The organism is Azospirillum sp. CT11-132, from assembly GCF_047302835.1.
GTDB lineage: Bacteria > Pseudomonadota > Alphaproteobacteria > Azospirillales > Azospirillaceae > Azospirillum.
Genome location: NZ_JBGLZA010000008.1, coordinates 416,939 through 439,620, shown reverse-complemented (window position 1 = coordinate 439,620; position 22,682 = coordinate 416,939). Strand labels below are relative to the sequence as shown.

Below are 22,682 nucleotides of genomic sequence, written 5' to 3'. Positions count from 1 at the left end.
GGAACCGCTCCTTATCGTTTAAAGCGAGGAGACCAGATGGCCGCCGTCGACGGCCAGCACCGATCCGGTCATGTAGGCGCCGGCATCGGACGCCAGCAGAAGCAGCGGCCCGTCCAGATCGGCCAGCCGGCCGAGCCGGCGCTGCGGGATGCGCTTGACCAGCGCCTTGCCGGCATCGCTGGCGAAGAAGTCGGCGTTCAGTTCGGTTTCGACATAGCCGGGGCAGAGCGCATTGACGCGGATGTTGTAGCGCGCCAGTTCCAGCGCCATCGCCTTGGTCAGATGCACCAGCCCGCCCTTGGCGGCGATGTAGGACGAGACCTGCCCCGCCACCCGCATGCCGAGGATGGAAGCGATGTTGACGATGGCCCCGCCCTGCTTGTCGTCACGCATGCGCTGCGCCACCGCGCGCGCCACGCGGGCGCAGCCGGTCAGGTTGGTGTCGACCACCCGGTCCCACTCCTCCTCGCTCATGTCGAGGAAGGGGCGCGTGGCGGTGACGCCGGCATTGTTGACGAGGATGTCGATGCGGCCCAGCGCCCCCCATGCCTCCCCCACCGCGGCGGTGACGGAGGCCGGGTCGGTCACGTCCATGGCAACGACGACGGCGCTGCCCCCGGCGGCTTCGATGGCGGCGCGGGTTTCGGCCAGCGCGTCGGTCCGCCGCGCGGCCAGCGCCACGCGGGCGCCCGCCTTGGCCAGAACACCGGCGAAATGGCGGCCGAGGCCGCTGGAGGCGCCGGTGACCAGCACAGTCTTGCCGGTCAAATCGATGGTGACGCTCATGCATCCTCCCTTGGTCGGGATCGTTTGGCGAGGCGGCGAGGCACGGCCCCGATCAGCACTCTTGAAAAATCGAGCGAGCGCTCGCTTTATATCCCTGCCGCCGATCTTGTGCAAGAACGATCAGCGTCGCAAATGATAGGACAGCCGGTATGAGCAGCTTGCGGGATTTCCAGGCACGGCACGATCTGTCGATGGAGGCGCTGTGTGCGCGCATCCTGGAACGGCATGCCGCGACCATCCGGGTGAAGAAGCCGGCGGTCGCCATCGCAAACCTCGCGCGCATCGTCGAAACCACCCTGACCCTGGCGAACCGCAAGGGCTTCCACTCCACCAGCCTGCGCGACCTGACCGAACAGTCGGGGCTGAGCATGGGCGCGCTCTACGCCTATTTCGACAGCAAGGACACGCTGCTGATGATGATCCTGGGCCAGGTCGTCGGCGTGGTGGAGGAGGTGCTGGGCCGCCCGCCCGACGGGCTGGCGAACGACCCGGCCGGCCGGCTGCGCTGGCTGCTGCGGACCCACCTGTTCCTGACCGAGACCATGCATCCCTGGTTCGTCTTCGCCTATATGGAGGCGAAGTCCTTCCCCAAGGAGGGCCGCGACCTTGCCGTCACCAGCGAGATGATGACGGAGGGCATGATCGCCGACGCGCTGGCCGACGGCGTCACCCGCGGCCTGTTCGCGGTGCCGGAGGTGACGATGGCCGCCGCGCTCATCAAGCCGATGCTGCAGGATTGGTACGTCAAACGCGCCAAGCACCGCCGCCGCGGCATCACGCCCGACCTCTATGCCGAGCAGTTGATCGCCTTCGTCGAGGCGGCGGTGGGGCTGAGGCGGACTTAAGCGGTCGTCACCTGATCGCGCAGCACCCGCTTGGTCACCTTGCCGTTGGCGTTGCGCGGCAGCGCGTCGCCCAGCAGGGTAACGTAATCGGGCACCTTGTATTCGGCGAGATTGGCGCGGCAGAAGTCGCGCACGTCGTCGGCGGTCAGGCTGCCGGACTTGGAAATCACGAAGACATGGATCTTCTCGCCCAGCACCGGGTCGGGATGGGCGACCACCGCCGCCTCGACCACGTCGGCATGGCGGACCAGCAGGTTTTCGACCTCCACGCTGTAGATCTTATGGCCGCCGCGGTTGATGACGTCGTTCTTGCGGTCGTAGAGCCGCAGATAGCCCCGCTCGTCCAGCGCGCCGATGTCGCCGGAGCGCCAATAGCCGTCGACGAAGCTGTCGCGGGTGGCATCCTCGCGGTTCCAATAGCCGCGGATCGTCATCGGGCCACGGATCCAGACCTCCCCGCTCACCCCCGGCGGGCATTCGCGGCCCTGTTCGTCGATGATGCGCAGGTCGCCGCAGGGCACGCACATGCCGACCGAATCCAGGCAGGCGCGGGTGTGGCCGATGGGGACCACGCTGATGATGGTGGCGCATTCGGTGGAGCCGTAGGCGTTCAGCAGATGCAGGTCGGGCAGACGTTCCGCCATCGCCTCCACCGTCGCTTCCGGCATCGGCGCGCCGCCGAAACCGCCGATCCGCCAGGATGACAGGTCGTACCGGCTGAAATCGGCGCGAAGCAGGCAGAGATTGTACATGGCCGGCACCAGCACGGTGGTGGTCATGCGCTCCCGGCTCGCCAGATCCAGGAAACCGGCGACGTCGAAGGCCGGCATCATCACGGTGCAGCCGGCGACCCGGATCATCGCCATGATGACGGCGACCAGCCCGGTGACATGCGAGGCCGGAACCGCCAGCACCGCCCGCTCGCCCTCGCGATAGCCCCAGCATTCCTCGAAATGCATGGCGGAGTGGATGATGTTCACATGGGCCAGCAGCGCGCCCTTCGGCTTGCCGGTGGTGCCGGAGGTGTAGAGGATGACGGCGGTGTCCTCCTCCCGCTGTGAGGCCGCAGAGTCCGGAAGCGGGGCGTCCGTTTCCAGCAACTCTTCGAAGAGGCGGCAGCCGTCCGCCGCCCCGCCGGCCGAGAAGCGCGAGACGAGCGACGGCACCTCTGCGGCGTCGGGCATGCGGTCGGCGAGCGTCGCGTCATGGATCAGAATCGAGGCGCCGCAGTCGTTCAGGATGCCGGCGATGCCCGGCCGCTGTTCCCGCGCGCTGACCGGCACCGCGACGATGCCGGCGCGCGCCCCCGCCAGCAGGGCGATCAGGAACTCCGCGCGGTTGCTGAGCACCAGCGCCATGCGGTCGCCCGGCCGGGCGCCTTGCGCCAGCAGGGCCGCGGCGGCGCGCGTCACCAGCGCATCCAGTTGCCCGTAGCTGTAGCGCCGCTCCCCATCCACCAGTGCCTCGCCATCCGGCCGGCGGGCGACGGCGGCGCGGAGCATGGCGTCGATGGTGGCTGGACGCTCGCTGTAGCATGGTACGAGGCGCGTGCCGAAAAGCAGTTCGCGCCGTTTGGGAACGCCGATTCCGTCCGGCCAGGCCATGCCCTTCCTCCCTGACGATCTTATTGGAATGTATGGCGGGTTCAGGTGTCGCGGTTGCGGTTCGTCGCATGTCCGCGGGCACCGCCCTTGTCGGTGTCGCAGGAACTATGTCATTCTATGAACTGAGTGTCAAACAGTGGCACCATCAGCGCAGCGAACATTGTGCCCGCCACGCGCGGGACAGACGCTTTGCGCACCCAACCCCAATTCCGCATTTCACCAAAGAGCAGGCGCAAGACGCCGGCCGATCGGGAGGAAGCCGATGTCGACACCCCATTATGTGACCCTTGCCGATGGACAGATGCGCGTCTGGCGCAGCGGCTCGGGACCGGATCTGCTGGTCCTGCCCGGCCTGATCGAAGCGGCGTCCGTGTGCGCCGACAGGCTGGCAAGCGCCCTGCCCGGTTGGACAATCACCGCGCTCGATCTTCCGGGAACCGGCGGGTCCGTCACCTGCTGGGCGGAGGACATCGCCGGGCTGGCCCGCCTGATCGCCGAGGCCGCCGGCCGGCTCGGTCTGCCCGCCTGTCCGCTGCTCGCCTTCGACCTTGCGGCGCCGCTGGCGCGTGCGTTGCCCGAGGCCGGGTGGCGGCAGGACGGGCTGCTTCTGGTCAATGCCGCCACGGCGGAGGGATGGAGCGAGCGCGGGCTGCGTCCCGCCCCGCTGGCGCCCCGCGCCGATGGAACCCATCTGGCGGTGCTTTGGGCGCATCTGCGTGACGCCCATGTGCTGGAACCGCGCGACGCCAGCCATCCGGCCAAAGCCGGCTCCCCCCTGCCCACCCCCGCCGAACTGGACACGATGCTGCGCAGCGCCGCAGGAGCACCGGCGCGCTATGAGGCGCTGTGGTCCATCTGCCTGGACGCCATGCGGAGCAAGTCCGACTCCGCCGGCGGGGCGGTTCGGGTCGACGGTCTGGAAGAGGTCGCCGCTCATCTCGCGCCGATGGCCGCCAGCCGAAAGCCCGCCGGGCCGCCGCCGCCGACGCGACCTTTCGCCGACCCGCTGCGGGTCTGGCACGACTACGCCAACACGCCCGCCGGCCGGGTCCATCTGCGCCGCGCCGGGCGCGGCCGGCCGCTGCTGGCCTTCCAGTCGGCGCCGGGGTCGTCGGCGCCGCTGCTGCCGCTGCTGCATGGGCTGGCGCCGGAACGCGAGGTCATCGCCCCCGACTATCTCGGCAATGGCGACTCCGACAAGCCGGAGCGCACAGTGAACATCGGCGTGCTGGCCGACGACATGCTGGCGCTGGCCGACGCGCTTGGTCTGGAGAGCTTCGACCTGTGGGGAACCCACACCGGTGCCTTGGTGGCGCTGGACCTGACCGTGCGCCATCCCGACCGGGTCGGCCATGCCGTGCTGGAAGCGCCGGTGCTGATCCCCGCCGACTTCAGCGCCGACATCCTCGACCATTATTTCCCGCCGCTGGCCGCCGACCGCTGGGGGCTGCATCTGCTCCAGGCCTGGAACATGCGGCGCGACATGTTCCTGTTCTGGCCGTGGTACCGGCAGGAGCGCGCCGCCGCCCGCGCCATCGGCGTCCCTGCCGCGGCGGTGCTGCATGACTGGACCATGGGCCTGCTGGCGAGCGGCGGCCATTACGACCGCTCCTACCGCGCCGCCTTCCGCTACGACACGCGGGCGGCCCTGGTGCGCCTGACCCGGCCGGCCCTGATCTGCGCCGGTCCGGCCGACATGCTGGTCGAGGGGCTGGCGGAGGCGCGGACACTCGCCCCGGCCGGCACGGAGGTCATGCCGACCCCCGCCACCGTCTGGTATCCCGGCCAAGGTGGCGAGGCGGTGCGGGAGACCATCGGCTGCTACGCCGCCTTCCTGACTGCAGGGTCGGACATGACGAATCCGCACCCGGTGGCGTAGCGTGACACCACGCCGCCCCCGCCTCAGCCGCCGATGGCGGACTGGGCGCGGGCGGCGCGGTGCAGCGGCGGGGCCGACAGGGAATAGAGGTTGGCCGAGATCTCCCGCACGGCCTCGCGCGTCTCGTCCAGGAAATTGGGCTGGCCGTTGCGGATGATGTGGGGGGTCAGGCCGGTCAGGCTGACCGCTGCCACCAGCCGGCCGTCGGGATCGAACAGCGGCATGGCGATGGCGGCCAGCCCCTCGATCACGTCGTCGACCGCCACCGACCAGCCGCGCTCGCGCACCTCCTCCAACTCCTTCGCCAGCTGGCGCGGATCGGTGGTGGTGTGGGGGGTGAGGCGCGTGGTTCCGCGCGCCAGCACGCGGGCGACCTCCGCCTCCGGCAGATAGGCCAGCAGCACGCGCGGCGCCGCCCCGCAATTCATCGGCAGTTGCCCGCCGACGATCCACCAGCGCACCTCCACCGAGCGGTCGCTGTGGAACTGGTCGAGGCAGACCGCCGATCCGTCATGATAGACCGACAGGAACACTGTGCTGCCGGTGGATTTCGCCAGCCGTGACAGGATCGTGGAGGCGATCTGACGCAGGTCGCGGCGTTCCGGCACCGCCCCCGCCAGCTTCAGGATCTCCAGACCCAGGCTGTATTTCTGGCTCTGCGGGTCGAAGGCGGCGAAGCCGTCCTGCACCAGCGTCAGAAGGATGCGCCGCGCCGTTCCCTTGTCGAGCTTCGCGGCGGTCGCGACCTCCGTCAGGGTCAGGGTCGGCCCTTCCTGATAGAAGCTGCGCAGCACGGCCAAGGCCCGCGACACCGCGCGGACGCTCAATCCGTTCTTTTCCGTGCCCTGGTTGTCGTCCTGTTCGGTGTCCATACGCTCAAGCCCCTTATGGATGTCCCGCATCTCGAGTCCAGGCGGAAGCCCTGCTGCCCGGCACAGCCGACGGAGGGTGGTGGAACCGCTCTCATCCCGTCGCGGTAGCAGCGCGCTGGCTAGCATTGAAGGCCTGCGCCGACTTGCGCAACCCCTTTCCACCATCCCTGACGCAGTCCGCCGTCCGTGTCAAACAGTGACACCATTTTTGCCTGTTGACACGATCAGGTGCAAATGGTTTCCTTGCCAAACAAACAGAACAAGCGCGCCCCATCGCCGTCGCGAATGGCAGGCGCCCCATGCTCCGGCCCGCCGTCGTCCCTCGCTTTTCCGGACCGGCCGCCGGCTTCCTGCACGAGGGGAGGACAATGCACACCATCGCCCTGGGGGCGTTCACGGTCACGCGGATCGAGGAAATGCTGACGCCGGGTTTCGACCCAGGCTTCCTGTTTCCGGCCTATGACGAGGCGATCCTGACCCGGAACCCCGAACTGGCTGAACCGAATTTCCTCGATCCGGCATCAAAGCGCCTGATGTCGAGCATGCACAGCTGGCTGATCCGCACCGACCGTCATGTGATCCTGGTCGATACCGGCTGCGGCAACCACAAGGAGCGCCACACGCCGGGCTTCGAGCGCTTCCACATGCTGGACAAGCCCTATCTGCGCAACCTTGCGGCAGCGGGCGTTCAGCCGGAGGACGTGACTCTGGTCATCAACACCCATCTGCACATCGACCATGTCGGCTGGAACACCCAGCTGGTCGACGGGCGCTGGGTCCCGACCTTCCCCAATGCCCGCTATATCTACGGCGCGCAGGAGTTCAAGCACTGGCGCAGCCCAGAGGGCGGGCTGGTCGGCATGCCGGGCAACGGCCCGGTGATGGAGGACAGCGTGCTGCCGGTCTGGGAAGCCGGACAGGTGGAGTTGATCGAGGACGGCGACAGCATTCTTGACGGCCTGTCGGTGGAACTGGCGCCCGGCCACACCGCCGGCCAGATGTTCGTCCGGCTGGAGTCGGACCGCCACGCCGCCTACTTCACCGGCGACTGTCTGCACCAGCCGATGCAGGTTGCGCGCCCCGACTGGAACAGCCGTTTCTGCGAGGATCAGGCGCAGGCGGTGGCGACCCGCCGCCGGCTGCTGGACCATGCCGCCGACCGCGGCGCCCTGGTCTTCCCCGCCCATTTCGGCGCTCCCCACACCGGCTATGTGCGCCGGACGGCCGAGAATTTCCGGTTCGAGCCGCTCGCGGCCTGATCACATTCAGAGGGACATCCCATGAGCATTGCCGCCCTCGACGGCCCGGCCACACTGATCGACACCCTGCGCACGGCGCTTGGGCCCGACGGCCTGCTGGATGACGAGAAGAGCCGCAACTTCTACGCCAACGACGTGTTCTGGCAGCCGGGCATCCCGCCGCTCGCCATCGCCCTGCCGCGCGACCGCGACGCGGTCGCCGCCACCGTGCGCGCCGCCCATGAGGCCGGTGTGGCGGTGGTGCCGCGCGGCGGCGGCATGTCCTACACCAAGGGCTATCTGCCCGAAGGCCCGAACTCGGTCGTCATCGACAGCCGCCGGCTGAACCGCATCCTCGACCTGAACACCGACAGTCTCTATGTGACGGTGGAGACCGGCTGCACCTGGGCCGCGCTGAACGAGGCGCTGGAGGGAACCGGCCTGCGCACCGGCTATTGGGGACCGCTGTCCGGCATCAACGCCACCATCGGCGGCGCCCTGTCGCAGAACAGCGCCTTCTTCGGCTCCGCCCTGCACGGCACCGTGGCCGAGAGCGTGCTGGGCGTCACCGTGGTGCTGGCCGACGGGCGCGTCGTCACCACCGGGTCGGGCGGGCGCGTCGGCACCAAGCCCTTCACGCGCTCCGGAGGTCCCGACCTGACCGGCCTGTTCCTCGGCGACAACGGCGCCATGGGCTTCAAGGTGGCGGCGACTCTGCGGCTCCACCGCCGGCCGGAGCACACCGATTTCCTGTCCTTCGGCTTCACCACCATGCAGGCGATGGCCGCCGCGCAGGTGGAGATGGCGCGGGCGCGCTGCGTGTCGGAAGGCTTCGGCATCGACCGCACCAAGGTCGAGCATTCGGCCAGCGTCAACAAGCTGTCGGACGGGCTGAAGACCCTGGGCAACGTGGCGAAGGCCGGCAAGTCGCTGTTCCAGGGCGCCAAGGAAGCGCTGAGCGTCGCCACCGCCGGCACCGCCTTCCTCAAGGACCACAACTTCACCCTCCATCTGGTGATTGAGGGACGCAGCGAGACCCAGCTGCGCGAGGCGATGCAGACGGTGCGCGAGATCGGCGCCCGCCACGGCAAGGAGATCGAGAACAGCGTGCCGAAGGTCATGCGCTCCAAGCCCTTCGGGCCGGTGCGCGGCATGCTGGGACGCGAGGGCCAGCGCTGGGTCCCGATCCACGCCATCTTCCCGCTGGGCGACGCCGACAAGGTGGTCGCCGCCAACGACGCCTTCTTCGCGGAGAAGCGCAGCTTCATGGAACAGCACGGCATCATCTATTCGGTGATGACCATGACGGTCGGCAACGACTTCTTCCTGGAGCCGGCCTTCTACTGGACCGACGAGATCACGCCGCTGCACGCCGCCAGCCTGGGCGACGAGGTGGTCAAGCCCTGGCGCGACCGTCCGGCCAACCCGGCGGCGCGCAACGCGGTGGCCGAACTGCGCCGCGCGACGCAGGAGCTGTATTGCAGCCTGGGCGGCGTCAGCTGGCAGGTCGCCCGCGACTATCCGTTCCGCGAGATCATGACCCCCGAAACCTGGTCGCTGCTGGAGGGCGTCAAGCGCGCCGTCGATCCGCAGGGACTGATGAATCCCGGCTCCCTCGGCCTCGGCCGCTGAGGACCGGGAGCGGAGACATCCACGCCATGGGCTACACCATCACCGAGAAGATCCTGGCACGCGCGGCGGGGCTGCCCGCCGTCCGCGCCGGACAGGACATCAAGGCGAAGCCGGACTTCGTGCTGGCCTACGACTTCCCCGGCTACACCGACGTCTATTTCAAGACGATGAAGGAGGATTTCGGCATCGAGCGGGTGGCCGAGCCGGAACGCTTCGGCATCTTCATCGACCACATGGTGCCGACCGCCACCGCCAAGGAGGAAGAGCTTCACATCAACACGCGCACCTGGTGCGCGGAGAACAATGTGCCGCTGTTCGAACGGCACGGCATCGGCCATCAGGTGGCGGCGGAGGTCGGCTATGCGACGCCGGGCGCCTTCGTCGTCCATTTCGACGGGCATGTCAGCCAGCTCGGCACCTTCGGCACGCTCGCCATCGGCCTGCGCCGCAACGTGATGGAAGCCTTCGTCAGCGACACCGTGTCGATCCGCGTGCCGGACACCGTGCGGGTGAACCTGCGCGGATCCTTGCGGCCCGGCGTGATGGCGCGCGATGTCTTCCACCATCTGGTGCGCCGGCTGGGGCCGAGCTCCTGCCGCTTCCAGGTTCTGGAGCTGGGCGGGCCGTCGGTGGCGGCGATGTCGACGGAGGGGCTGCAGACCATCACCGGGCTCGCCATGTTCACCGGCGCGCTGACCGCCATCGTCAATCCCGACCCGGTGCGGCTCGACTATGCCCTGCCCCGCGCGCGGAAGAAACTGGAGCCGGTGTCGAGCGATTCGGATGCCCATTATTCCGCCGTTCACGACATCGATCTGTCGGACCTGGAACCGATCGTCGTCGCCCCGCCGACCCCGGCGGACACCCGCAACCTGACCGAGTTCCTCGGGCTGGAGATCAATGCCGGTTATCTCGGCTCCTGCGCCTCGGGCCGCCTGGAGGATCTGCGGGCGGCGGCCAAGGTGCTGGAAGGACGACGGGTCAAGACCGGCGTGTCGCTCCACATCGTGCCGACCAGCCAGGAGTTGATGGCTGCGGCGGCGCGCGAGGGGCTGGTATCCACGCTGGTGGAGGCCGGCGCCTTCGTCTCCTCCCCCAGCTGCGACTATTGCTTCGGCCGCATCGCGACGATGACGGCGGGCCAGCGCGCAGTGTCCACCGGCACGCTGAACGTCCGCGGCCGGATGGGCAGCCCGGATTCGGAGATTTACCTCTGCAATGCGGCGGTGGTCGCCGCCTCCGCCATCGAAGGCCGGATCGCCGATCCGCGCCCCTATCTGTGAGGCCGGCGATGAGCGAAGCCACACTTCAAATGCCGGTGATGAAGGGCCGCGTCGCCTTCATCTTCGACGAGGTGAATTTCGACGTCGACCAGATCGTCGGCGTCAAGAACATCAAGATCACCGACGTGGCCGAGCTGGCGCAGCTCGCCATGCAGGCCTACGACCCGGATTTCGCCAAGTCGGTGCGGCCGGGCGACCTGCTGGTCGGCGCCGACAATTTCGGCTACGGCCACCCGCACTACCCGCCGATGAAGGCGATGCGCCACCTCGGCATCGCCGGGGTCATCGCGGAGTCCTTCTCCCCCGGCTATTGGCGCGGCGAGGTCAGCATGGGCTTCCCGCAGGTCAGCTGCCCCGGGATCCTCGGCTTCGTCCAACGCTGGGACGAGATCGAGGTGGACTGGGCGGCGGGCGTGGTCCGCAACCACACCCAAGGCACCGAAATTCCCTATGAGCCGCTGCCGCAGGCGGATGCCGAGATGATCGAGGCCGGCGGTCTCGTCCCCTTCCTGAAGCGGCAGGCGGCCCAGCAACGCGAACAGAAGGACCATGCCAATGTCTCGGGGCTCTGAATTCCGCAACCGCGTGCTGGCGCAGAAGACCGTCTGGTCGGCCGGCGCCTATGACGCCCTGTCCGCCCGCTTCATCGAGGCGGCCGGCTTCGACGCGCTGATGACCTCGGGCTTCGGCGTATCGGCCTCTTTCCTCGGCCAGCCGGATGCCGAGCTGTACACCATGTCGGAAAACCTGACGGTGGTCCGCAACGTGGTGTCGGCGGTCAATGTCCCGGTCATCGCCGACATCGACACCGGATACGGCAACGCCATCAACGTGATGCGCACGATCCGCGAGTTCGAGGCATCGGGCGTCTCCGCCGTCATCATGGAGGACCAGGTGGCGCCCAAGCGCTGCCCGATCTGCGTCGGCGGGGTCGAGGTGATCCCGATGGACGAGGGCGTCGCCAAGATCCAGGCGGCGGTCGAGGCCCGGCGCGATCCCAACATGCTGATCATCGCCCGCACCGACGTCGTCGATCCGGCCGCCGCGATGGAGCGCGGGCGCGCCTATGTCGCCGCCGGCGCCGACATGATCCAGCCGATCAGCAAGTGCTTCAAGGACATCGAGGGCTTGCGCGCCATGCGCGAGGCCGTCGGCGTGCCGCTGTCGCTGCAGCTTCTCGGCTGGCTGGAAAAGCTGTCGGCCGACGAAGTGGAGGAGGTTGCGGGCATGGCGACCTACGCGCTGGTGCCGCTGATGACCGTCGCCTCGGCGCTGAAGGAGAATCTGGCGGCGCTGGCCGAACGCCGCTCCACCCGCGATTTGCCGCGGCCGGTGACCGACCACAACAGCTTCATCGACTTCATCGGCTTCCCGCAGATCGAGGAACTGCAGAAGCGCTACCTGAAAACCGCCTGACGATCCTTTGCCGGCGCGCACCACCCGCCGGGACTAAGGGGAAATCAAAAGCCGGCCGGGCAAAAGACGGCCAACCAAAAGACGACCAACCCACGGAGGAACCCCATGTTCGGTAGGCGCACTCTCCTTGCCGCCGCGGCGGCCCTGGCCCTCGCCATTCCCGTCGCCGGCACCACCGGCGCTCAGGCGCAGCAGCCCCCGGTCCGCATTGCCCTCATCGGCCCGATGAGCGGCACCGGCGCCTTCGAAGGCCAGCTCGGCCTGGAAGGCGCGCAGGCGATGGCGGCGGTCATCAACGCCAAGGGCGGCGTCGCCGGCGGCCGCAAGATCGAGCTGCTGACCTACGACGACAAGGGGTCCCCCGAGGACGGCGTCAGCGCCGCCAAGCGGGCGATGGAGCAGGACAACGTCGACATGATCATCGGCGGCTGGTTCAGCGCCGTCGCCCTGTCGATGAAGGAAGTGACGCGCGACAAGATCATCACCGTCATGACCAGCTCCCAGCACCCGAAGGTGACGGAGGAGGGGCACAAGTACCTGTTCCGCCTGAACGCCACCTCGGCGATGATGTCGGAGTTCTATTCGAAGGCGATCTGCGACCGCATCAAGCCCAAATCCATCGCCTTCATGAACGTCAACGACGACTGGGGCCGGCTGGAGCTGGAGAACTACACCAAGCTGCTGACCGCATGCGGGATCGAGGTGAAGGGGCACGAGTTCTATAACCGCACCGACACCGACTTCACCACCGCCCTGACCAAGCTGAAGTCGCTGAACGCCGACGCGATCTATGTCGCGGCGATCAACACCTCGCAGGGTGCGACGATCTACCGGCAGATCAAGCAGACCGGCTATCGCGGCAAGGTCATCGCGTCGGCCGGCAACATGAACCCGAAGCTGGTCGAGCTGTCCGGGAATTCGCTGGAACAGGTCTATTCGGCCTCTCCCTTCACCGCGGACGGCAGCGCCCCGTCGCTGAAGCCGTGGCTGACGGAATACAGCAAGGACTACAAGAACGATCCGTCCTTCATCGCCGCGCTCGGCGCCCAGGCGGTTCAGGTTCTGGCCTTCGGCATCGACGCCGCCGGCGGCGACCCGCGCGCCTACGACAAGATCGCCGCAGCCCTGAAGTCGCAGACGGTCCCGACCGTGATGGGCGACCTGCGCTTCTCCGACAAGGGGCAGGCGAGCCAGGCGATCCATCTGGTGCAGGTCCAGAAGAAGCAGATCGTCAGCGTCCGGGACTGAGGGGCCGGCAGCAAAAAGCCCTCTCCCGTCCCGGGAGAGGGAGGGGACCCACGAAGTGGGGAGGGTGAGGGGGAGTCCAAGAATCCCGAACCGCATGGTTCCTTGGATCACCCCTCACCCTTCCCACCGCTGCGCGGCGGGCCCCTTCCCTCTCCCGGGGCGGGAGAGGGGGACTCCCGACAGGAAGAATCGACATGGATTTCACCGTCTTCGCCCAGCAGATCGCGAACGGCCTGGTCAACGGGATGGCCTATGTGCTCATCGCCACCGGGCTGACGCTGGTCTTCGGGGTGCTGCGCATCGTGAATTTCGCCCATGGCGAGTTCTATATGCTCGGCGCCTACATCACCTATTTCGTCGGTACCCTGCTCGGGCTCGACTATATCGCTGCGGCGGCGATCTCGGCCGTGGTGGTGGCGGGGCTCGGCGTCGTCGCCAACAAGCTGATCTTCTGGCCGCTGCGCCGCGACCATGAATTCACCATCCTGCTGTCCAGCCTCGGCCTCGCCCTGCTGATCGCCAACGGCGGCGAGCTGCTGTTCGGCGCCGATCCGAAATATGTCGAGAGCCCCTTCGCCGACGAGGTGCTGGACATCGGCACGGTGACGCTGACCCAGCAGCGCGTGCTGGTCTTCGCCGCCGCGGTGGTGGCGCTGATCGCGGTCTATCTGTTCATCCGCTATTCGCGCTTCGGCAAGATGATGCGGGCGACGGCGCAGAATCCGGACGGCGCGGCGCTGACCGGCATCAACATCGGGCTGGTCCACACCTACACCTTCGCGCTGGCCTGCGGGCTGGCGGCGCTGTCGGGCGCGCTGGTCGGTCCCACCGTGATGATCTTCCCGACCATCGGCAACTGGGCGGTGCTGAAGGGCTTCATCGTCGTCATCATGGGCGGTCTGGGCAGCGTCACCGGCGCCCTGTTCGCCGGCCTGCTGCTGGGCGTCATCGAATCGCTGGGCGGCGGCTACATCTCCCTCGGCTTCATGGAGGCGATCGGCTACGCGATGATCATCGCGGTCCTGCTGTGGCGCCCCAACGGCCTGTTCAGCACGGCGCGGGGTCTGCGATGAACACCAACTCCCACGGCCAAACCCTGGCCATCGCCGGCGGCGTGGCCGCATTGGCCGTCCTGCCCTTCCTGGCCGGCAACGCCTATCTGGAACATCTGCTGGTGCTGTGGATGCTGTATGCGCTGCTGGCGCTCAGCCTCAACATCGTCATCGGCTATCTCGGCGAACTCACCTTCGGCCATGCCGCCTTCGTCGGTGTCGGCGCCTACACCTCCGCCATCCTCTCAACGCAGCTCGGCCTGCCGCCGCTGCTTGGGCTGCCGCTGGCCGGGCTGGTGGCGGCGGCGTTCGGTCTGGTGATCGGCTATGCCGCCCTGCGGGTGGTCGGTCCGCAGTTCGCCATCCTGACTCTGGGCTTCGGCGCCATCCTGTTCACCATCACCAACCATTGGGTGGACCTGACGCGCGGGCCCATGGGCATCACCGACATCCCGCCGATGGCGATCGGTCCGCTGGCCTTCGACAGCGCCCGCCCGACCTATTATCTGGTGCTGGCGCTGGTGCTGGCGACCGCCTGGCTCTGCCACGCGCTGGTCGGCAGCCGCACCGGCCGCGCCTTCCTGGCGGTGCGCGAGAATGCGCCGCTCGCCGCCTCGCTCGGCATCAACGTCTTCCATACGAAGCTGCTGGGCTTCGTCGCCGCCACCGCCATCGCCGGCATCGGCGGCGCCATCTACGCCCACTACATCCGCGTCATCACCCCCGACATCATGGGCGTCCACAATGTCGCCGCCCTCATCATCGTCGTCATCATCGGCGGGCGCGGCACCATCCTGGGGCCGATCCTGGGGGCGCTGGTCTATATCGGCCTGCTGGAATCGCTGCGCGTCGCCGGTCCGCTGCGAATGGTCATCTTCGCGGCCCTGCTGACCGGCACCGTCGTCTTCCTGCCGGGCGGCTTGGTCAGCCTGTGGCAGCGCTGGCGCAACGCCCATAAGTCGGAGAACACCCAGCCGGCGGCGCCCACCGGCCTGCCCAGCACCGAGGGAGGTGCGAAATGAACCCCGCCGCCAACGCAGGCGAAATCCTGGCGGTCAGCAACCTGACCCGCATCTTCGGCGGCCTGACCGCGGTCCGCGACGTCACCATGACGGTCAAGGCCGGCGAGGTGGTTGGGCTGATCGGGCCGAACGGCGCCGGCAAGACGACGCTATTCAACATGCTGGGCGGCTCGCTGCCGCCGTCGTCGGGCAGCATCCGCTTCGACGGCACCGACTGCACCGGCGCACCGTCGCACGTCATGGGCCAGCGCGGCGTCTCGCGGACCTTCCAGATCACCAGCCTGTTCCCCAGCCTGACGGCGCTCGACAATGTGCGCAGCGCCGCCTACCGCACGACGCGGACCGGCTGGGGCGCCGCCATCCTGCGCAACGCCGCTTATCGCCGGGAAGAGGCGGAGCTTCGGCGCAAGGCCATGGAGATCCTGGCCTTCTGCGATCTCGACCACCGGGCCGACACGCTGGCCGACGCCATGTCCTACGGCGAGCAGCGCCGGCTGGAGATCGCCATCGCGCTCGCCGCCGAGCCGCGCCTGCTGCTGCTGGACGAGCCGGCCGCCGGCATGAACCCGGAGGAGGGCCAGCGGCTGGTGGAGATGATCCGCCGCATCCGCGCCCGCGGCGTCACCGTGCTTCTGGTCGAGCATCACATGCGGGTGGTCGCCAGCGTCTGCGACCGGCTGGTGGTGCTGGACCATGGGGTGAAGATCGCCGAAGGGGCGCCGGCACAGGTGCTGAACGACCCCGAAGTGATCCGCGTGTATCTGGGACGGGAGCCGGTCGATGCTTAAGGTCGAAGGTCTGAAGGTCCGCTATGGCCACCGCGAGGCGGTCCACAACGTCTCCCTGACCGTCGAGGAAGGGGAACTGGTCACCCTGGTCGGTTCCAACGGCGCCGGCAAGACGACGACGCTGAAGGCGATCTCCGCCCTGCTGCGGCCGAGCGGTGGAACGATCACCTTCGACGGCGAGCGCATCGACCGGCTGGCGCCGCATCAGGTGATCGAACGCGGGCTGGTCCATGTGCCGGAAGGCCGCCAGCTTTTCCCCGAAATGACGGTGCTGGAGCATCTGGAGCTGGGCGCTCTGCGCGGCCGGCCGGGCAGCATGGGCTTCGCCGAGCGGCTGCGCTGGGTCTACGAGCTGTTCCCCATCCTGGCCGAACGCCGCACCCAGAAGGCCGGCACGATGAGCGGCGGGCAGCAGCAGCTTGTCGCCTTCGGCCGCGGCCTGATGGCCAATCCGAAATGCCTGATGCTGGACGAGCCGACGCTGGGGCTGGCGCCGATCATCGTCGACACGCTGGCCGACACCATCAAGAACCTGCACGGCGCCGGCATCACCATCCTGCTGGTCGAACAGCGGGTGGATCTGGCGCTGCGACTGGCCGACCGCGCCTATGTGCTGGAGACCGGGCGGGTGGTGATGGAGGATTCGGCCAAGACCCTGCTGGCCGATCCGCGCATCAAGACCGCCTATCTCGGGCTGTGACGGCCATGTCAGGCATGGAGGTGGTGGAGCGGGCGCGGACGATCCTCGGGTCGGCGCATGTGCTGGTCGATCCGGCGGACACGGCGCCCTTCCTGGCGGACTGGCGCGGACGCTACCGTGGCGCCGCGCTGGCGGTGCTCCGCCCGGCCGATGCGGCACAGGTGGCGGCCATCGTCCGGCTGTGCGGCGAGACGGGCACGCCGCTGGTGCCGCAGGGTGGCAACACCGGCGTGGTCGGCGGCGCCATTCCCGATAACACCGGCCGCAGCCTCGTGTTGTGCCTGTCGCGCCTCAACCGCATCCGCGGGGTCGATCCGATCGGCGACAGCCTGACGGTGGAGGCCGGCTGCACCCTGGCCGCCGTCCAGGCCGCCGCCGAGGAGGCCGGCCGGCTGTTCCCGATGAGCCTGGGCAGCGAGGGCAGCTGCCAGATCGGCGGCACCATCGCGACCAACGCCGGCGGCACCGCCGTCCTGCGCTATGGCCCGATGCGCGACCTCGTGCTGGGGCTGGAGGTGGTTCTGCCCGACGGCACGCTGTGGAACGGGCTGCGCGCCCTGCGCAAGGACAACACCGGCTATGCCCTGAAACACCTGTTCATCGGGGCGGAGGGCACGCTGGGCATCGTCACCGCGGCAACGCTGAAGCTGTTTCCGCGCCCGCAGAGCGTCGCCACCGGCTTCATCGCCCTGCCGTCTCTGGAGTCGGCCTTGCAGGTCTTCGCCCGGCTGCGCGGCACGCTGGGCGATCGGGTAACCACGGCGGAAGTCCTGTCGGAACCACAACTGGCCGCGGTGCTTGCCCATGTGCCCGGCACGGTCCGGCCGCTCACCACAATCATGCCGTGGTATCTGCTGGTCGAGATCACCGACCCGTTGTCCGGCCTGGAGCTTGTTGAAAGGCTCGAAGAGCTGCTGGCGACCGGGCTGGAGGACGGCTGCATCGCCGACGCCGCCGTGGCCCGCAGCCATGCCCAGGCCGAGGCGATGTGGAAGCTGCGCCACAGCGTGTCGGAGGCCAATCGCAAGAGCGGCATCGTCATCGGCCACGACACCGCGGTGCCGGTCGCCCGCATCCCCGACTTCGTCACCCGCGCCACCGCGGCCATCGCGGCGGTACGGCCGGACGCCCGCGTCGTGGCGGTGGGTCATATCGGCGACGGCAACATCCATCTGGTCGCCATCCTGCCGGAAAGCCTCCGGGCATCGGCCGAACCGCTGGACCGCATCGCCCACGCGATCAGCGCCGCGGTCCACCGCGAAGCCATCGAACTCGGCGGCACCATTAGCGCCGAGCATGGCATCGGCCAGAGCATGCGTGACGCGCTCGCCGCCTTCAAGGGACCGGCGGAGATGGCGCTGATGCAGGGCATCAAGCGCCTGTTCGACCCGCAAGGACTGATGAATCCGGGCAAGGTGGTGGCGGCCGACCCGCGCCGAGGGGTCAGGCAATAGCCGTTATCACATGCGCCTGGATCTTGCCGTCGATCGGGCCGTCGCCGAAATGCCGGGCGACGGCCTCGGCGGCGAGGTCCGTCACTTCGTCGAGACGGCCGGCATCCCGCGCCTCGATCTCAAGGCGCAGGGGCGTTCCCTTGCAGAATCCGATGGCGGGATCGGCGGGCGAGGCAGCCCGGCCGCGGAGGGTGACGGTCTCGATCCGGATATCGGCGAATCCCACCCCGCGAAGCTCCTCGCGGATCTGCTCCTTGTCGTAATAGCCGTGGGGCGTGCGCGCGACGAAGCGGGGCGGGTCGTCCGGGAAGGCAGCCGCGACGGCGGCATCCACGACCGCCGTGATCTCGTTTTCCTCGATGCGGTCCCACACGCTGAACAGGAAGCGGCCGCCCGGCTTCAGCACCCGGCGCGCTTCGGCGAAACCCGCCGGCTTGTCCGGGAAGAACATCGCGCCGAACTGGCAGACGACCGCATCGAAGCCGGCATTCTCGAACGGCAGGCTCAGCGCGTTGGCCTGCCGCCACGTCACCTGCGGCGCGTCGAGCTTTTGCGCCGCGTGGTCGAGCATCGGCTGGTTGAGGTCGGTGGCGACGATGTCGATGCCGGACGGAAGGGTCTGGACCAGGGCGCGCGTCACGATCCCGGTTCCGGCCGCGGTTTCCAGAATCCGACCCTCCATTCCCGCAAGCCGGGCGGCCAGATCGCGCGCATAGGGCTCGAAGATGAGGGGGCCGAGATAGCGGTCATAGAGCGCCGGGATCGCCCCCGCGAATGCCTTGTCGATCTCGGCCATGACACCCCCCATTTCCGCATGTGGGATTGAAAAGCTTATTCCCCGGCGATGGCGCTTACGACAGCCCTTTGGAGGGCGGGAGCATTCCCCTTGGGTCCGCCGTTCGACGAATTCGCGACGGCGAAGCCTCCCGGACTTGTGCGGTGTCGCACAACTCCGGGAGGCTTGAAGTCTTCACCAAGAAAGCAGCGATCAGCGGTCCGATTTGGTGAAGAGCCGCAGGGCCAGCGCGGCGGCCGAGGCGGCGGTGGCGACGGCGACCACGCCGTTCCAGCCCCAGGCGGCCAGCGCCTGACTGCCCAAGGTGGCGCCAGCGGCCATGCCGATGAACATGCCGACCATCAGCACCGCGTTCAGGCGGCTGCGGGCGGCCGGGTCGATGCCGTAGACGATGGTCTGGTGGGCGATCAGTGAAGCCTGGACGCCCAGGTCGAAGCCGATGGCGCTCGCCACCAGCAGCCACAGGCGGGCACCCTCGGGCAGCAGCGGCGACAGGGTCATGGCGGCAAAGGAAACCACGGCCAGACCGGCGCCCAGCCGGGTCATCATGGCCGGGCCGCGGCGGTCGGCGATGCGGCCGGCGACCGGCGCCACCAGCGCACCCGCCGCGCCGGCCAGACCGAAGGCACCCGCGGCGGCGGCACCCAGATGGAACGGCGCGCCATGCAGCATCACCGCCAGCGTCGACCAGAAGGCGCTGAAGCCCAGCGACAGCAGGCCCTGCGCGATGGCCGCCCGGCGCAGGCCCGGATGATTGCCCCACAGGGTGACCAGCGACCCCAGCAGTTCGCCATATCCCAGATCGGTCGTCGGCGTGAAGCGCGGCAGCCCGCGCCACAGGGCGGCCCCCAGCAGGGCGATGCTGCCGGCGGCGGCGACGAACACGGCGCGCCAGCCGAACTGCTCGGCGATGACGCCGCTGACCACCCGCGACAGCAGGATGCCCAGCAGCAGCCCGGTCATCACCGTGCCGACCACCCGTCCGCGATGTTCGGCCGGCGCCAGCGTCGCGGCGGCGGGCACGATGTCCTGCGCCAGCGTCGCCGACAGGCCCATCACCAGGCTGGCCGCCAGCAGCCCGCCGATGGACGGCGCGAAGCCCGCCGCCAGCAGCGCCGCGACCAGGACCGCCACCTTCGCCAGGATGATGCGGCGGCGGTCGAAGCGGTCGCCCAGCGGCGCCAGCAGCAGGATGCCGAAGGCGTATCCCAGCTGCGTCAGCGTCGGCACCCAGCCGACCGTCCGGTCCGCCGCGCCGATGTCGGCGCCGAGAACGCCCAGCATGGGCTGGCTGTAATAGAGCGACGCCGCCGCCAGACCGGCGCCCGCCGCCAGCAGGAACACCAGCGGCCGGCTCATTCCGCTGTCGCGCGCGGACACCAGGGGCATCGGATTTGCCATCGGCGTCGCATGCGCGGATTGAATGGTTGACATCGGTTTATCCCCTCAAGGAGGTGCGAGTGCGTGATTGAGGGGGAGTATGGCGGCCGGTCCGATCGGACGGTAGTCGAAGCACGTGTAGATTTGCTATACGTTGTACGTATGAGCGCTGATCTTTCCGCGGTCGGCAGCGACCGCATCGCCCTGCTTGAGACCTTCGTCCGCATCGTCGAGTCCGGCAGCCTGTCGGCCGCCGCGGCGCAGATGGGCAGCACCCAGCCGACGGTCAGCCGACGGCTGCAACAGCTGGAGCGGCTGCTGGGCATCCGGCTGCTGCAACGCTCCACCCACCGCATGAACCTGACCGAAGACGGAACCCGCTGCTACGAGCGGGCCAAGGATCTGCTGGCGGGCTGGCAGATGCTGGAAAGCGACGTGCGCGGCGCCGACGACCAGCCCACAGGCCATCTGCGGATCGTTGCGCCGCACGCCTTCGGGCAGCAGCAGTTGATCGGGCCGGTGGCCGATTACCTGCGCCGTTACCCGCGGATGACGGTGGAGTGGTTCCTGCACGACCGCATGCCGGACTTCATCGGCGAGGGCATCGACTGCGCCATCCGCGTCGGCGAGGTGGCCGACCCGTCGGTCGTCGCCCTGCGGCTGGCGGAGGTGCCGCGGATCGTCGTCGCCTCCCCCGACCTGCTCGGCGACCGGCCGTTGCCGCGGCATCCGGACGAGCTGGCGGAGCTGCCTTGGCTGGCTCTGCGCACCTTCTACCGGGACGAGGTGGAGCTGACCCATGCCGGAACCGGCGAGACGGCCCGCTTCCCCATCCGACCGCGCCTGTCCACCGACGGGTTGCAGGCGATCCGCAACGCGGCGATTCTCGGGCTGGGCGCCGCCATCGGCTCGCAATGGGCGCTGGTGGACGATCTGGCGGCGCGGCGGCTGGTGCAACTGGCGCCGGACTGGCGGGCGGCAACCCTGCCCGTCAGTCTGGTCTATCCGCCGTCCCGCCACCAGCCGGCCCGCCTGCGCCGTTTCATCGAGGTGATGCGCATCGCCGTGCCTCTCGCCTTCCGCGCGGTCCAGGCTCCCTAGCGCAAGACCGCGCCGGATTTGCTATGGTCGCCGCGACCTGTTCAGGAAGGCCGATGTTCATGCACGAGTATGTCCGCAAGATCCTCACCGCGCGCGTCTACGACGTCGCCATCGAAAGCCCGCTCGATCCGATGCCGCGGCTGTCGCAGCGCCTGAACAACATCGCGCTGCTGAAGCGCGAGGATTTGCAGCCCGTCTTCTCCTTCAAGCTGCGCGGCGCCTACAACAAGATGGTCGGCCTGTCGCCGGAGGCGCGGGAGCGCGGGGTGGTCTGCGCGTCGGCCGGCAACCATGCGCAGGGCGTTGCGCTGTCGGCGCAGAAGCTGGGGATCAAGGCGGTGATCGTCATGCCGCGGACGACGCCGGCCATCAAGGTCCAGGCGGTCAAGAGCCGCGGCGGCAAGGTCGTGCTGCATGGCGACGTCTTCGACGACGCCTATCTCCATGCCCGGCAGATCGAGGCGGAGAAGGGTCTGACCTTCATCCACCCCTATGACGACCCCGACGTGATCGCCGGCCAGGGCACCGTCGGCATGGAGATCCTGCGCCAGCACCCGCACCCGCTGGACGCCATCTTCGTGCAGATCGGCGGCGGCGGGCTGGCCGCCGGCGTGGCCGCCTACGTCAAGTTCCTGCGTCCCGACGTGAAGGTGATCGGCGTGGAGCCCGACGACGCGGCCAGCATGGGCGCGGCCATCGCGGCGGGAAAGCGCGTGCAGCTCGATCAGGTCGGGCTGTTCGCCGACGGCGTTGCGGTTCGTCAGGTCGGATCCGAGACCTTCCGGCTGTGCAGCGAGCTGCTGGACGAGGTCATCACCGTCAACACCGACGAGATCTGCGCCGCCGTCAAGGACATCTTCGAAGACACCCGCGCCATCACCGAACCGTCGGGCGCGGTCGGTCTGGCCGGCCTCAAGAAATACGCGGAGCGCGAAGGGCTGCAGGGCAAGGGTCTGGTGGCGATCGGCAGCGGCGCCAACATGAACTTCGACCGGCTGCGCCACATCGCCGAACGGGCGGAGATCGGCGAACGGCGCGAGGCGCTGCTGGCGGTCACCATCCCGGAACGCCCCGGCGCCTACCGGCAGTTCATCCAGGCGCTGGGCAAGCGGTCGATCACCGAGTTCAACTATCGCTATGCCGACGACCGCGAGGCGCAGATCTTCGTCGGCGTCCAGCTGACCGAGGGCGACGCGGAAAAGCGCCAGATCATCGAGTTGCTGCGTGGCCTGGACTGCCCGGTGCTGGACATGAGCGACAACGAGATGGCGAAGCTCCATGTCCGCTACATGGTCGGCGGCCGGGTGCGCGGGCTGAAGGACGAGTTGCTCTACCGCTTCCAGTTCCCGGAACGGCCGGGCGCCCTGCTGAAGTTCCTGAATGGCTTGGCGCAGGACTGGAACATCTCGCTCTTCCACTACCGCAACCATGGCGCCGATTACGGGCGGGTTCTGGCCGGGATCCAGGTGCCGGAAAAGGACCGCACGCGGTTCCGGCGCTGCCTAGACGATCTCGGATACCCCTACTGGGACGAGAGCGGCAACCCGGCCTATCGGCTGTTCCTGGCAGAACCCCGGTCGGACTGA

The 22,682-nt window shown here is 68.6% G+C and carries 20 protein-coding genes; 15 read left to right on the top strand and 5 right to left on the bottom strand.

Annotated features, from left to right (window positions below; genetic code table 11):
• Positions 1 to 18: 18 nt before the first annotated feature.
• On the bottom strand, positions 19 to 786 hold the full coding sequence (locus tag ACCD06_RS30630) for an SDR family NAD(P)-dependent oxidoreductase (RefSeq protein WP_413345896.1): 768 nt from the start codon (positions 784 to 786) through the stop codon (positions 19 to 21).
• A gap of 149 nt (positions 787 to 935) precedes the next feature.
• Here ACCD06_RS30630 and ACCD06_RS30625 point away from each other — a divergent pair, with 149 nt between their 5' ends.
• Positions 936 to 1,631 carry a TetR/AcrR family transcriptional regulator gene (locus ACCD06_RS30625; RefSeq protein WP_413345894.1) on the top strand — a complete coding sequence of 232 codons (696 nt, stop codon included), beginning with the start codon at positions 936 to 938 and terminating at the stop codon, positions 1,629 to 1,631.
• Here the strand turns inward: ACCD06_RS30625 and ACCD06_RS30620 are convergent.
• Entirely contained in the window at positions 1,628 to 3,235 is a 1,608-nt protein-coding gene (locus tag ACCD06_RS30620; protein WP_413345892.1) for a class I adenylate-forming enzyme family protein, read from the bottom strand. The genes ACCD06_RS30625 and ACCD06_RS30620 overlap by 4 nt on opposite strands.
• A gap of 262 nt (positions 3,236 to 3,497) precedes the next feature.
• On the opposite strand from ACCD06_RS30620, the gene ACCD06_RS30615 reads away from it, so the two are divergent.
• Complete coding sequence (locus ACCD06_RS30615) at positions 3,498 to 5,114, top strand: alpha/beta fold hydrolase (protein ID WP_413345890.1); 1,617 nt, start codon at positions 3,498 to 3,500, stop codon at positions 5,112 to 5,114.
• Between the two features lie 23 nt (positions 5,115 to 5,137).
• Here ACCD06_RS30615 and ACCD06_RS30610 read toward each other — a convergent pair whose 3' ends face one another.
• Entirely contained in the window at positions 5,138 to 5,986 is an 849-nt protein-coding gene (locus ACCD06_RS30610) for an IclR family transcriptional regulator (protein WP_413345888.1), read from the bottom strand.
• Between the two features lie 368 nt (positions 5,987 to 6,354).
• Here ACCD06_RS30610 and ACCD06_RS30605 point away from each other — a divergent pair, with 368 nt between their 5' ends.
• The 11 genes from ACCD06_RS30605 to ACCD06_RS30555 all read left to right on the top strand — a co-directional run bounded on the left by ACCD06_RS30605 (position 6,355) and on the right by ACCD06_RS30555 (position 17,819).
• The gene (locus tag ACCD06_RS30605) at positions 6,355 to 7,245 is read left to right on the top strand and encodes an MBL fold metallo-hydrolase (RefSeq protein ID WP_413345886.1); all 891 of its coding nucleotides are present in this window, start codon (positions 6,355 to 6,357) and stop codon (positions 7,243 to 7,245) included.
• 21 nt (positions 7,246 to 7,266) lie between these two features.
• Entirely contained in the window at positions 7,267 to 8,856 is a 1,590-nt protein-coding gene (locus tag ACCD06_RS30600) for an FAD-binding oxidoreductase (RefSeq protein WP_413345884.1), read from the top strand.
• A 26-nt stretch (positions 8,857 to 8,882) separates the two neighbouring features.
• Positions 8,883 to 10,139 carry a 3-isopropylmalate dehydratase large subunit gene (locus ACCD06_RS30595; protein WP_413345882.1) on the top strand — a complete coding sequence of 419 codons (1,257 nt, stop codon included), beginning with the start codon at positions 8,883 to 8,885 and terminating at the stop codon, positions 10,137 to 10,139.
• 8 nt (positions 10,140 to 10,147) lie between these two features.
• Positions 10,148 to 10,711, top strand: a complete 564-nt coding sequence (locus ACCD06_RS30590; RefSeq protein ID WP_413345880.1) for a 3-isopropylmalate dehydratase — start codon at positions 10,148 to 10,150, stop codon at positions 10,709 to 10,711.
• Complete coding sequence (locus ACCD06_RS30585) at positions 10,695 to 11,555, top strand: isocitrate lyase/PEP mutase family protein (protein ID WP_413345878.1); 861 nt, start codon at positions 10,695 to 10,697, stop codon at positions 11,553 to 11,555. Before ACCD06_RS30590 ends, ACCD06_RS30585 begins: the two co-directional genes overlap by 17 nt.
• Positions 11,556 to 11,660: 105 nt before the next feature.
• Complete coding sequence (locus ACCD06_RS30580) at positions 11,661 to 12,803, top strand: ABC transporter substrate-binding protein (protein ID WP_413345876.1); 1,143 nt, start codon at positions 11,661 to 11,663, stop codon at positions 12,801 to 12,803.
• Positions 12,804 to 12,997: 194 nt separating this feature from the next.
• Positions 12,998 to 13,876, top strand: coding sequence for a branched-chain amino acid ABC transporter permease (locus ACCD06_RS30575; protein ID WP_109073187.1), 879 nt, complete (start codon positions 12,998 to 13,000; stop codon positions 13,874 to 13,876).
• On the top strand, positions 13,873 to 14,877 hold the full coding sequence (locus tag ACCD06_RS30570; RefSeq protein WP_109073188.1) for a branched-chain amino acid ABC transporter permease: 1,005 nt from the start codon (positions 13,873 to 13,875) through the stop codon (positions 14,875 to 14,877). Before ACCD06_RS30575 ends, ACCD06_RS30570 begins: the two co-directional genes overlap by 4 nt.
• The gene (locus ACCD06_RS30565) at positions 14,874 to 15,665 is read left to right on the top strand and encodes an ABC transporter ATP-binding protein (protein ID WP_413345873.1); all 792 of its coding nucleotides are present in this window, start codon (positions 14,874 to 14,876) and stop codon (positions 15,663 to 15,665) included. The genes ACCD06_RS30570 and ACCD06_RS30565 overlap by 4 nt, the downstream gene beginning before the upstream one ends.
• A complete protein-coding gene (locus tag ACCD06_RS30560) occupies positions 15,658 to 16,365 on the top strand; it encodes an ABC transporter ATP-binding protein (RefSeq protein WP_109073190.1) in 708 nt (235 codons plus the stop codon). The genes ACCD06_RS30565 and ACCD06_RS30560 overlap by 8 nt, the downstream gene beginning before the upstream one ends.
• A gap of 5 nt (positions 16,366 to 16,370) precedes the next feature.
• Positions 16,371 to 17,819, top strand: a complete 1,449-nt coding sequence (locus tag ACCD06_RS30555; RefSeq protein ID WP_413345871.1) for an FAD-binding oxidoreductase — start codon at positions 16,371 to 16,373, stop codon at positions 17,817 to 17,819.
• On the opposite strand, the gene ACCD06_RS30550 is transcribed toward ACCD06_RS30555, so the two are convergent.
• Positions 17,809 to 18,615, bottom strand: coding sequence for a class I SAM-dependent methyltransferase (locus ACCD06_RS30550; protein WP_109073192.1), 807 nt, complete (start codon positions 18,613 to 18,615; stop codon positions 17,809 to 17,811). The two genes, ACCD06_RS30555 and ACCD06_RS30550, sit on opposite strands and share 11 nt — an antisense overlap.
• Before the next feature lie 192 nt (positions 18,616 to 18,807).
• Positions 18,808 to 20,004, bottom strand: a complete 1,197-nt coding sequence (locus tag ACCD06_RS30545) for an MFS transporter (RefSeq protein ID WP_247871420.1) — start codon at positions 20,002 to 20,004, stop codon at positions 18,808 to 18,810.
• 153 nt (positions 20,005 to 20,157) lie between these two features.
• Between ACCD06_RS30545 and ACCD06_RS30540 the strand changes: the two genes are divergently transcribed.
• Positions 20,158 to 21,096, top strand: coding sequence for a LysR family transcriptional regulator (locus ACCD06_RS30540; protein ID WP_109073194.1), 939 nt, complete (start codon positions 20,158 to 20,160; stop codon positions 21,094 to 21,096).
• Between the two features lie 23 nt (positions 21,097 to 21,119).
• Entirely contained in the window at positions 21,120 to 22,682 is a 1,563-nt protein-coding gene (ilvA, locus tag ACCD06_RS30535; RefSeq protein ID WP_109073195.1) for a threonine ammonia-lyase, biosynthetic, read from the top strand.